Below are 11166 nucleotides of genomic sequence, written 5' to 3' on the forward strand. Positions count from 1 at the left end.
GGGCGGCGACCGCCGAGGGGCCGAACGTCCCGCCCGCGGGGCCGAGCGGCCCTGGCGGTCCTACGGACGCGCACGACTCTTGTGCGCGGTGGGCCGCCTGGTGGACATTGGGGGCGGAACCTCCCCGCGTCCCCGCGCCCCTGAGGAGCACTCACCGTGTCCAGCACACCCCGTCCGGCCAGGCCCGCGTCGCTCCCGCGGCGCACCGGCCGGCGGCTGCGGCGGGCCCTCGGTGCCCGGCACGAGCCGCTCGTCCGCCCCCTCGACCGATCCCGGGCCCGCGCCTGGCTGTCCGCCGTGCTCGGCGTGGTGCTCGCCCTCGCCCTGTCCGTGGGCGGCAGCCTGCTCCTCTACCGCTCCACCGCGCCCCGGGCCGACGCCGACCGCGCCCGGCTGCGCCAGGTCGACGCGGTGGTCCGCAACGTCCCGGACCGCACCGCCGCCGGCAGCCGCTTCGCCGGCGGCTACAGCGACCGCGTCGACGTCGACGCCGCCTGGACCGCCCCGGACGGCACCCAGCACCTCGGCACCGTCCAGGCCCCGCATTCGGCCGTCGTCGGCAGCCGCGTCCCCGTCTGGGTCGACCCGGCCGGCGCCGTCTCCGATCCCCCGGCCGACCGCGCGGCCCTCGCCGTCTCCGCCGCCTGCACCGGCGCGGGCGCCCTCCTCACCCTGCTGGCCCTGCTCGCCCTCGCCCTCCGCGTGCGCCTCCACACCCTCGACCGTCGCGCCGAAGCCGCCTGGACCTCCGACTGGGCCCGCCTCGAACCCCTCTGGAGCGGCCGCGCCGGCCACCGCCGGGAGGACTGACCGGGCCGAGGCGGGAGCCCGGCGCCGACCCGGCATCCCGTCAGTCGCCGGTGGTGCCCCAGAAGTACAGGCCGTCAGGAGCGCCGTCCGGTCCGTAGGTGATCGTGCAACATCCCGAGCCCCGGAAGGAGGGCGGGAAGTCGATGTCGCCCCCGCCCTGTTCCTCCGCGGCGCGGACGGTGTCCAGCGAAGGCCGGTCGGTACCGAACAGCTCCGCGACCTCGGCCCCCTCCACCACCCGGACGTCGCCGTGGTCCTCCTCGTCGACGGCGCAGTGGACCACGGTGACCACGTCGAGCACGGAGTGCGCGCCCTCCTCCTCCAGATGACCGGAGTCCATGAGCTCCGCGAGCGATTCGATCCCCTCCTCCCGGTAGTACTCGTGCTCCGTGAGGACTTTCTCCCTCAGCGCATCCAGGGCGGCCTGGAGATCCTCCCGGTAGGGAACCGCGTACGACCAGGCGCTGGCGCCCATTCAACTCACTTGTCCTTTCACGACGATCCGCAGGCCGCGGACCTGCCGGGACGGTAGCGCACCGGCAGGACCGTGGCTGGGCCCAGCGCTGACGCGGGCCGATCGGAGACGGGCGACGGGCGGAGGGGCGGGCGTCGGCTCCGGGGCCGACGTGGCCGGTCAGAGCGGGCGGGTCCAGGCCGGGGTGGGGGTACGTCTGGCGGCGTGGTGGGTGAGGGCGGCGACGGCGAGAAGGAGGGCGAAGGCAAGGGCGAGCGCGACCGGAACGTCAACACGGAGGACGAGGAGGGCGCCGAACAGGGCTCCGGCGAACATCCAGACCGCGGAGGCGAGGCGGCGGGGGCCGGCGCGGTCGGCGGCGAGGGCCGTGATGGTCATGGTGAGCACGGTGGTGGTGAGGTCGGGCACCTTCAGGGCACGGACCACCGCGTTCTGACCGCCCATGGCGAAGCCGAGCAGCCCGATCAGGGTGTAGCGGGCCGGGTCGGAGGTGTGGCCGGCCACGGCCGCCAGCACGGTGGCCGCCGCGACCAGCACCGACTGGACGGCGACGGCGGCGGTCAGCAGGTGCCCGCGGTGGCCGGGCAGCCGGCGGGCGAGGTGGCCACCGGCCAGGGCGCCGAGCACGAAGGCGGCGAGAGCGGCCAGCGAGGCGGTGGCGGAGAGGTTGGCCGCGCCGGCCAGGGCGAAGCCGAGGAACACCACGTTGCCGGTCATGTTGGCGACGAAGACGTGGCCGAGTTCCAGGTAGCTGACCGCGTCCACCACTCCGGTGACCACGGTCAGCACCAGCAGCATCGACACCAGCAGCCCGTGCTCGGGTTCGGGGGTCGGCATCGGGCCTCCAGACGGTTCGGGTGACGGTTTCGGGTGGTGGCGGGCCTTCCGTTCCACTCCCTCAGGCGAGCGCCGGGCTCCCCGGCTCCTCCGGCTCGTCGTCCAGGTGCCGGTGCAGATCGCGTACGCCGGGCTCCGACGACAGCCGGGTGACGACCTGTTCGCCGCCGACGTCGCCGACGGCCTCGCCGTACGGCACGACCAGGGTGGCGCCGGCGGCGACCAGGACGTTGGTGCGCAGGCCGGCCGTCCCGGACCGCCACTGGCGATCGACGCCGATCAGCGCGCCGCAGGCGACACCGGTGGCGGTCCGGGCGAGGAAGTCGGCGGTGGTCAGGGTGTGCACGACGGCACCTCCTTCACGGGAGGAGGGTACGGACGGGTGGCGAGCCACCGCACACCGCCCGTCCGTACGGGCGGTGACACATGGTCAGTGGTTCGGCGCGCGATCGGGACGACCTCGATGATGACCACCGCCGTCGCGCCCGGCGGGTAGGCGCGCAGGGCGGCCGCACCAGCCCTGCGGGCCGGCGCACGCGCACCTGACCGCGCGTCGGGCGACGCGTCTCGCGCCATGGCCGGGCGCCGGCGGCCCGGAGCCGTGAACCTTCCCGAGCATAGACCGACCCCGAACGACCCGGGTCGGGTTTCCATCCGCACCCTCGACAGCTTTGTAGAAGTTTGACCGAATCCGATCACTCCCACCCGGGAACCACCCCGCCCTGCGCCACGTCCTCCGGCATATATAGTTCACCGACATATGCAGTTGAGAAGCTCACGAGGGGGAAGTGTGTCCCACACCGATCCGACCCGGCCCGCGCCCGTCCTGCGCCTGGCCGACGTCACCCGCGTGCACGGGCGGGGCGCCGCCGAGGTGCACGCCCTGCGCGGCATCGACCTGGCCGTCCACCCCGGCGAGTTCGTCGCCGTCATGGGCCCGTCCGGCTCCGGGAAGTCCACCCTGCTGACCCTGGCCGGAGGGCTGGACCAGCCCACCGACGGCGAGGTGCTGGTGGAGGGGGTCGCGCTCGGCGGCCTCGGCCGCGGCAGGCTCGCCGACCTGCGGCGGCGCTCGATCGGGTACGTCTTCCAGGACTACAACCTGATCCCGGCCCTCACCGCCGCCGAGAACATCGCCCTGCCGCGCGAACTGGACGGCGTCCCGGGACGCCGGGCCCGTCGGGAGGCGCTGGCCGCGCTGGAGGAGCTGGGCATCGGCGAGCTCGCCGACCGCTTCCCCGACGACATGTCCGGCGGCCAGCAGCAGCGGGTCGCGATCGCCCGGGCGCTGATCGGCGAGCGCCGGCTGGTGCTCGCCGACGAACCCACCGGCGCCCTCGACTCCACCACCGGCGAGGCGGTGCTCGCCGTGCTGCGCGCCCGCTGCGACGCCGGCGCGGCCGCGATGATGGTCACCCACGAGGCGGCCCACGCCAGTTGGGCGGACCGCGTGGTCCACCTGCGGGACGGCGCGATCGCCTCGGAGACCCCCGGTCGACGCTCCTCCGCCCGCCTCGCGGCGGTGCACCGGTCCGGCGCGGTCGGCGAGGTGGCGCCGTGAGGATCGGAGCCTGGCGGGTCGCCCTGCGCATCGCCCGCCGCGACGCACTGCGCGCCAAGGGCCGCAGCGCGCTGATCGCCGCCATGATCGCGCTGCCCGTCCTCGGCGTCACCGGCGCCGACGTGGTCCACCGCAGCGGGCAGCTGACCCCGGCCGAACGGGTCGAGCGGGTGGTGGGCGGCGCGGACGCCCTGGTCACGTCGCTCGACCCGGGCCGGCTGGTCGAGCAGGCCCCGATCGCCGAGGACGGCGTCTTCTCCGTCCCGCCCCGCCCTGGGGAACAGCCGACACCTGAACAGCAGAAGGGGGCGAGCACCGACCCGACCGCCCTGATCGGTTCGCTGCTGCCGCCCGGAAGCGCGCTCACCCCGGCCCGGCCCGGGCCGGAGACCGGCGCGACCTCGCCCGAGGGCCTGGTCCGCACCCTCACCACCGAGGCCGACCTCGGTGACCCGATCTGGCGCGGCCGGCTCGACCTGGTCGAGGGCCGCGCCCCGAGCGCCCCGCACGAAGTGGCCGTCACCCGGGCCTTCCTGGGCCGCTCCGGGCTGAAGCCCGGCGCCACCACCACCGTCCAGGGCCTGGAGCGCACCACCTACACCATCACCGGCGTGGTCGAGCACCCGAGTGAGCTGGGCCGAGTCGAACTCATCTCCCGGCCGGGCGAGTTGATCGACCCGCTGAGCAGCGCGACGGCCGTCGGCGGGCCCGCCGCGGAGAAGCCCTCGGCCACCCGGTCCGCTTGGCTGGTCCGGCTGCCGTCCGGCGCCACCCTCGACTGGGCCACGGTCCAGCGGTTCAACGCCCACGGCTACACGCTGACCGCACGCTCGGTGGCGCTCGCCCCGCCGCCGGAGCGGGCCGTCCCCTACTACCGCGACTCGTACCGCTACAGCGGTCCGACGGGCGCCGACAACACCAGAGTGGTCGTCGCCACGGTCACCGGCATGGCGCTGCTGGAGGTCGCCCTGCTCGCCGGGCCCGCCTTCGCGGTCGGCGCCCGCCGCTCGCGCCGCCAACTCGCCCTGCTCGGCGCGGCCGGCGGCAGCCGGACCCACGTCGGTGCGGTGGTGCTCGGCGGCGGCGTGGTCCTCGGCGCGACCGGGGCGGTGGTCGGCGTGGTGCTCGGCACCGTGGTTGTCGCCCTGCTGCGGCCGTGGATCGAGCAGATCGGCGGCGTGCGCTTCGGTCACTTCGCCGTGCCGCCGCTGGACCTGATCGCGATCGCCGGGATCGGCCTGGCCACCGCGCTGCTCGCGGCCGCGCTGCCGGCGCTTCAGGCCGCCCGCCGCAGTGTCACCGCCGGGCTTACCGGCCGGGACACCGTCCGCGGGCCCAGCCGCTGGGTCACCGTGTGCGGCGCGGTACTGGTCGCCCTCGGCGCCGTGCTCGCGATGTACGGAGCGGGCGCGATCCAGCGCGACCAGCCGGGCGTGGGCGGCTACGACACCCGTACGCTCACCGTGCTCGGCGGTTCGGTGACCGCCGAGCTCGGCCTGCTGCTGTGCACCCCGATGCTGGTCGCGCTGATCGGCCGGGCCGCCGGCCGGCTGCCGCTCGGGCCCCGGCTCGCGCTGCGGGACTCCGCCCGGCACCGCTCGCGCACCGCTCCGGCGGTGGCCGCGGTGATGGCCGCGGTGGCCGGTGCCGTCGCCATCGGCGTCTACACCGCCAGCACCGACGCCGAGAACCGGCGCGACTACCGGCCCCAGGCCCCGTACGGCGCCGTCCAGCTCATCACCTACGTCGACGGCCCCCGGCTCGACGAGGAGCGCGCCTCCTTGGAGAAGCAGCTGACCGGGCTCGGCCCGCGCGGCGACCTCGGCGAGGTGCTGTACCGCTTCTGCGAGAACTGCTCCAGCACCGTCCAGCTCAAGGGCCCGGTGGAGCGGCGCGGCCTCGGCGCCCCGCCGCACCTGGCCACTGGTGACGCGAACGTGCTGCACAACCTGTTCGCCGTCCATGATCCGGCCGCCGAACAGGCGCTGGCCACCGGCAAACTGCTGGTCTTCGACCGGGCCCTGGTGGGCGCCGACGGCAAGGCCGTGATGATGCTGCGCGGTGGCGGCGGCGCCCCGGTGCAGCCGGGCGAGGTGCCCAAGCCCGACCTTCAGGAGGTCCCGGTCGACGCGGTGCTGGTGGACAACCCGGCCGCCGCCGGCTTCGCCCAGGGCCTGGTACTGCCCTCCGCCCTGCCCGGGCTCGGGCTCTCCTCCCAGCCGACCGGCTCGGTCTGGCTGCCCGCCACCCCGCCCGACCGCAAGGCGCAGCAGCGCGCCGAGGCGGCCACCGTCCAACTGGACCGTTTCGCCAGGCTGGAGGTGGAGCGGGGGTACCAGCCGAAGAGCGACGCGCTCACCCTGGCCCTCACCGGCTTCGCCGGGCTGGTCGTGCTCGGCGCGGCCGGGATCGCCACCGGCCTGGCGGCCGCCGACTCCCGGCAGGACCAGGCCACCCTGGCCGCGGTCGGCGCGCCGCCGCGGATCCGGCGGAGCATGGCGGGCCTCCAGTGCACGCTGATCGCCCTGCTGGGCGCGCTGCTCGGGGCGGTCAACGGGTTCGTGCCGGCGGTGGGGCTGCTGAAGTCCCGGGCGAGCGGATTCGGGGCCAAGCCGGCGCTGGTCACCGCGCCCTGGGGCGAGCTGCTGCTGGTCGTGCTGGTGCTGCCGGTGGTCGCGGGGCTGCTCGCGGCGCTGTTCACCCGGTCCCGCATCCCGCTCGGGCGGCGGCTGTCCTGAGTGCTCACGGTCGGCCTGGGACACGGCTCGGACACTCGCCGACCACCGGCTGACACCGCTTGGACACCACCTGGGCACCACCCGGGCACCACCCGGGCCGCGCCGGGCGTCCGCCCCCTTCGTCCGGGGGCGGGCGCCCGGCGCTCGCCGTAGCATGGGCCGCGTTCCGGCCGGCGAAGGGCGCCGGTGGTCGGCTCGGCGAGGGAGCAGAGGGCGGTGCTACGGGGGTTCGGCGATCTCGAGGCCGAGATCATGGACCGGTTCTGGTCCTGGGGCCGGCCCGCCACGGTGCGCGAGGTGGTGGACGACCTCCAGCAGGAGCGGGCGGTCGCGTACACCACCGTCACCACGGTCGCGGACATCCTGCACACCAAGGGCTGGCTGCGCCGCGACAAGGTCGGCCGCGCCTGGGTGTACGAGCCGACCTGCACCCGCGAGGAGTACACCGCCCAGCTGATGCACCAGGCGCTGGAGACCACCCCCGACCGGGCGGGCGCGCTGCTCCACTTCGTCGACCGGATCAGCGGGGACGAGGCCTCGGCCCTGCTCGCCGCGCTCGAACAGGTGAAGTCCCGGGGCCCTGAGTGACGCTCGCGCTGCTCTGCTTCCACCTTGCGGTGACCGGCGTCCTGCTGCCCCGGCGGCTGGCCGGCTCCGCCCGGCTCCAGGCCCGTCCGGCGGCGGGCGCGGCGCTCTGGCTCGCGCTGATGGCCTCGTTCACCGTGGCCCTGCTGCTCACCGCGCACCACGCGCTGGAACCCTTCGCCCACCCGCCGGCCGGGCTGCTCGGCCTGCTCCCGCACGCCGAACCGGCGGAGCCGGTGCTGCCGCACACCCACGACTGGTGGCTGCTCACCGCCGGCGGAGCCCTGTCGGCCACCCTGGTGACGGCCGTCGGCCTGCGCACCGGACGCGCCCGGCGGCGGCACCGGGCGGTGCTGGACGTGATCGCCGTACCGGACCGGCGCTGGGGCGCCCTGGTGCTGGAGCACGCCCGTCCGACCGTCTACTGCCTGCCCGGTCGCCGTTCCCGGGTGGTGCTGTCGCGCGGGGCCCTGCGGCTCCTGGACGAGCGGCAGCTCACGGCGGCCGTGGCGCACGAGCACGGACACATCCGCGGCCGACACCATCTGTTCCGGCTGCCGGCCGACACCTTCGCGCTGCTCCTCGGGCCACTGCCGCTGGCCCGGCTGGGGCGCTCCGAGGTGGCGCTGCTGCTGGAGATGGCGGCCGACGACGCGGCGCTGGAGCGGGTCTCACGGGATGAACTGGCCTCCGCGCTCTGCGCGTTGGCGACCGGCGGCGCTCCTGTCCGGGAAGCCTCGGCGGACGGCGCCACGCTGGGTGCGACGTCCACCGGGGTGCTCGCCCGGGTGCGGCGGCTGGCCCGGCCGGGGAGCGGACGCCGCCGACTGACCTGGCGGCTCGGGGTGTCGGTGCTGCCGCTGCTCCCGTACCTGCTGGTCTGCGCGCCGCACCCCTGAGACACCCCTGTGGGCCCGTGGGCGTGGGGGTGCCGACGGGCCCCGGGTGGGGGGGTCGGGGGTGGGGGTCCGTGAGATTTGCCGGGACTTTGACCCGCGCGGTTGAACCCGCGCGCCCGGGCCGGCGTTGCCACCGGTGCCGCAGGTACGCTCCGGCGGTCTCGCGCAGGCCCGCACAGGCGGGATTCTCAAGGCGAGCCTGAGCCGACGCCTCCACAACGACGGTGGCCCGCCCCCGCCGAAGCGGGAGCGGGCCACCGGAGGCGTGCGGTCAGGCCGGCCGGACGGCGCCCATGTAGGGCATCGCGGAGATCGGTAGGACCTCGATGTTCTTGCCCGTGCGCGGGGCGTGGATCATCTTGCCGTCGCCGATGTACAGGCCGACGTGGTGCAGGTCGTCGTAGAAGAAGACCAGGTCGCCGGGCTGGAGGTTGGCGCGGTCGACGTGCGGGCCGTCCTTCCACTGCGCCTCGGACGTCCGGGAGATCGTGACGCCCGCGGCGCGGTAGGCCTGGCTGGTGAGGCCGGAGCAGTCGAAGCTGGCGGGACCGTTCTTGCCCCAGCCGTACGGCTTGCCGAGCTGTGCCTGGGCGAACGCGATGATGGTGCCGGCCCGGCCACTCGCCGACGGCACCGGGGCGTTCATGTCCGGGCGCTCGGCGCCGCGGGAGGCGCGGTCCTTGGCGGCCGCGGCGGCGGCCTGCTGGGCCTCGGCCTTGGCCTTCTCGGCGTTCTGCTGGGCGTTGATCTTGGCCCGGTCCTCGGCGCTGAGCTTGTTCAGCATCTCCTGCGCCTGGGCCAGCTTGGTCTGGATGTCCTTCTTCTGCTCCGCCAGCTGCGTGCCCACCGAGTCGAGCGCGGCCAGGGTGGCGGTGGCCTCGGCGCGGTCCTGGTCCAGCTTGCGCTGCTCGTCCTGGGCCTGCTTGAGCAGGCTCGCCTGGGAGTCGGAGACCTGGTTCTGCACCGCGGCGCGCTCCAGGTAGGCGGACGGGTCGGAGTCGAGCATCAGCTGGACCGACGGGTCTATGCCGTTGGTGCGGTACTGGTCGGCGGCGACCGCGCCGAGCCGGGTCCGCAGTTCGTTCATCGCCTCCTGGCCGCGGGCGACCTTCTCCTGGATCTGGTTGGCCTCGCCCTGGAGCTTCTGCTGCTTCGCCTGGAAGCCGTTGTACTTCTCGATCGCCTGCTCGGCGTCCTCGTTGAGCTGGTCGACCTGTTCCTTGACGGAGGCGAGGCTCGGGGCGGGCTCGGCGTGGGCGGTGCCGGAGGCGAGGACCGCGCCGCCGGCCGCCATGGCCGTGGTGAGGACTGCCATGCGGGCCCGGCTCGGGGGGCTGGGCTTGCGACGCTTTCCCATGGCGGTCGCTCTCCTTCGGGGGAATCTGGGGACGGTCCGGACCGAGCCGGGGGACGGCTCGGCCGGGGCCGGGGACGGCGAAGGCGGGCAGGGCGAGCAACGGGGGGGTGCTGCCCCGCCCACCTTCTTCGAAGTAACTTAATAGATGAGGGGCCGGGTTCCGCAATCCCCCTGATCATGACGTTTTGGCAGCATGACGGGACATCGATCGCGTTCCGCGCCATCGGCGTTGATCGGACGCCGCCCACCGCCGCCGACGGCGGGGACGCACCCGCTCGGCCCCGCAGACCACCCGTCACGACACCTCCTCCGGCCCCGGGTGTCACCACCCCGACGCCCGTGGCACTCCCCCTCCCGGGCAGTGCTCGAAATCGGCCGAATCGAGGGAAAGGTCACACGGGATCCCCCTCCTGCGGCCCTGCGAACGAGCGCTAACCTGCGCACATGAAGGTCCCGCCCGAAAGGCTCCCCCTCGCCGCCGAGTTCCCGGCCGTGCACCGTGAGCAGTGGCAGCAGCTCGTCCAGGGTGTGCTGCGCAAGTCCGGTGCCCAGCCCGAGGACGGCCCCGCCGCCGAGCAGGCGCTCACCACCCGGCTCCAGGACGGGCTGAGCGCCCGCCCGCTGTACACCGCCGAGGACACCGCCGCGGACCCGGGCTACCCGGGCTTCCCGCCGTTCGTGCGCGGCGGCCGGCCGCAGGGCTCCGCCGTGGCCGGGTGGGACGTCCGCCAGCGGCATGCCGACCCGGACCGCCGTCGCACCAACGAGGCCGTGCTGGCCGACCTGGAGCACGGCGTGAGCTCGCTGTGGCTGGAACTGGGCGGCGCGGGCCTGCCGGTGGAGGCCCTGCCCGAGGCGCTGGCCGGGGTGTACCTGGACCTCGCCGCCCTGGCGCTCGACGCCGGACCCGAATTCACCGATGCCGCCGAGCAGTTGTTCAAGCTCTACGAGGAGCGCGAGGTCTCCCCCGGCGCCGCCGCCGGCAACCTCGGCGCCGACCCGCTGGGCCTCCAGGCCCGAACCGGCGAGAGCACCCGCACCGAGGCACTGCTCGCCGAGGCCACCACGCTGGCCGCCCGCTGCGCCGCCGGGTACCCGGGCCTGCGGGCGCTCACCGTGGACGCCCTGCCGTACCACGAGGCCGGCGCCTCCCCCGCCCAGGAGCTGGGCTGCTCGCTGGCCACCGGCGTCGCCTACCTGCGCGCCCTCACCGCCGCCGGGCTCCCGGTGGACGACGCGCTCGGCCAGCTGGAGTTCCGCTACGCCGCGGACGCCGACCAGTTCCTCACCATCGCCAAGTTCCGTGCCGCGCGCCGCCTCTGGGCCCGGGTCGCCGAGGTTTCGGGGGCCGGCGCGGCCGCCTCGGCGCAGCGCCAGCACGCCGTCACCTCCCGGGTGATGATGACCGCCCGCGACCCGTGGGTGAACATGCTGCGCACCACGGTCGCCTGCCTGGCCGCCGGAGTCGGCGGCGCCGACGCCGTCACGGTGCTGCCCTTCGACAGCGCGCTCGGCCTGCCGGACGCCTTCGCCCGCCGGATCGCCCGCAACACCCAGGCGATCCTGCTGGAGGAGTCCCACCTGGCCCGGGTGATCGACCCGGCCGGCGGCTCCTGGTACGTCGAGCAGCTGAGCGAGGAGCTGGCGCGGGCGGCCTGGGCCTGGTTCCAGGAGATCGAGCGGGCCGGCGGGCAGCAGGCCGCCCTGGCGTCCGGTCTCGTCGAGGAGCGGATCGCCGCGACCTGGGCGGAGCGCTCGGTGCGGCTCGCCAAGCGGCGCGAACCGGTCACCGGCGTCAGCGAGTTCCCGCACCTGGACGAGCAGCCGCTGGTCCGCGAGCCGGCCCCGGCCGGCCCCGGCGGCGGGCTGCCGCAGGTGCGCCGCGCCGAGGCCTACGAGGCGCT

Annotated in this window: 9 protein-coding genes and 1 pseudogene; 6 read left to right on the forward strand and 4 right to left on the reverse strand. The window is 75.3% G+C overall.

Annotation, left to right across the window (positions count from 1 at the left end):
• Positions 1 to 156: 156 nt before the first annotated feature.
• A complete protein-coding gene (locus tag KS423_RS02220; protein WP_224274205.1) occupies positions 157 to 810 on the forward strand; it encodes a hypothetical protein in 654 nt (217 codons plus the stop codon).
• 40 nt (positions 811 to 850) lie between these two features.
• On the opposite strand, the gene KS423_RS02225 is transcribed toward KS423_RS02220, so the two are convergent.
• The 3 genes and pseudogenes from KS423_RS02225 to KS423_RS48360 form a co-directional block, all read right to left on the reverse strand.
• Positions 851 to 1285, reverse strand: coding sequence for a hypothetical protein (locus tag KS423_RS02225; RefSeq protein WP_224274206.1), 435 nt, complete (start codon positions 1283 to 1285; stop codon positions 851 to 853).
• A gap of 159 nt (positions 1286 to 1444) precedes the next feature.
• Complete coding sequence (locus tag KS423_RS02230; protein ID WP_224274213.1) at positions 1445 to 2122, reverse strand: YoaK family protein; 678 nt, start codon at positions 2120 to 2122, stop codon at positions 1445 to 1447.
• 201 nt (positions 2123 to 2323) lie between these two features.
• Positions 2324 to 2468: pseudogene (locus KS423_RS48360) on the reverse strand (MgtC/SapB family protein); the annotation flags it as partial.
• A 414-nt stretch (positions 2469 to 2882) separates the two neighbouring features.
• On the opposite strand from KS423_RS48360, the gene KS423_RS02240 reads away from it, so the two are divergent.
• The 4 genes from KS423_RS02240 to KS423_RS02255 all read left to right on the forward strand — a co-directional run bounded on the left by KS423_RS02240 (position 2883) and on the right by KS423_RS02255 (position 7905).
• The gene (locus KS423_RS02240) at positions 2883 to 3683 is read left to right on the forward strand and encodes an ABC transporter ATP-binding protein (RefSeq protein ID WP_374119888.1); all 801 of its coding nucleotides are present in this window, start codon (positions 2883 to 2885) and stop codon (positions 3681 to 3683) included.
• Complete coding sequence (locus KS423_RS02245) at positions 3680 to 6421, forward strand: FtsX-like permease family protein (RefSeq protein ID WP_224274217.1); 2742 nt, start codon at positions 3680 to 3682, stop codon at positions 6419 to 6421. The genes KS423_RS02240 and KS423_RS02245 overlap by 4 nt, the downstream gene beginning before the upstream one ends.
• Positions 6422 to 6637: 216 nt before the next feature.
• Complete coding sequence (locus KS423_RS02250) at positions 6638 to 7009, forward strand: BlaI/MecI/CopY family transcriptional regulator (protein WP_224274219.1); 372 nt, start codon at positions 6638 to 6640, stop codon at positions 7007 to 7009.
• Positions 7006 to 7905 (forward strand): M56 family metallopeptidase, encoded by a 900-nt coding sequence (locus KS423_RS02255; protein ID WP_224274220.1) that lies wholly within the window; start codon positions 7006 to 7008, stop codon positions 7903 to 7905. Before KS423_RS02250 ends, KS423_RS02255 begins: the two co-directional genes overlap by 4 nt.
• 271 nt (positions 7906 to 8176) lie before the next feature.
• Here the strand turns inward: KS423_RS02255 and KS423_RS02260 are convergent, their stop codons facing one another.
• Positions 8177 to 9262, reverse strand: coding sequence for a C40 family peptidase (locus tag KS423_RS02260; RefSeq protein WP_224274222.1), 1086 nt, complete (start codon positions 9260 to 9262; stop codon positions 8177 to 8179).
• Between the two features lie 444 nt (positions 9263 to 9706).
• Between KS423_RS02260 and KS423_RS02265 the strand changes: the two genes are divergently transcribed.
• Positions 9707 to 11166: methylmalonyl-CoA mutase subunit beta (locus tag KS423_RS02265; RefSeq protein WP_224274224.1), on the forward strand; the 1460-nt coding region annotated here is incomplete at its 3' end.

This window comes from Streptomyces sp. LS1784 (assembly GCF_020103755.1).
Classification (GTDB): domain Bacteria; phylum Actinomycetota; class Actinomycetes; order Streptomycetales; family Streptomycetaceae; genus Kitasatospora.

Excerpts from the sequence above, each read along its gene's own strand:
- KS423_RS02225 (WP_224274206.1), bottom strand. The coding sequence starts at position 1,285 with ATGGGCGCCAGCGCCTGGTCGTACGCGGTTCCCTACCGGGAGGATCTC.
- KS423_RS02230 (WP_224274213.1), bottom strand. The coding sequence starts at position 2,122 with ATGCCGACCCCCGAACCCGAGCACGGGCTGCTGGTGTCGATGCTGCTG.
- KS423_RS02240 (WP_374119888.1), top strand. The coding sequence starts at position 2,883 with ATGCAGTTGAGAAGCTCACGAGGGGGAAGTGTGTCCCACACCGATCCG.
- KS423_RS02260 (WP_224274222.1), bottom strand. The coding sequence starts at position 9,262 with ATGGGAAAGCGTCGCAAGCCCAGCCCCCCGAGCCGGGCCCGCATGGCA.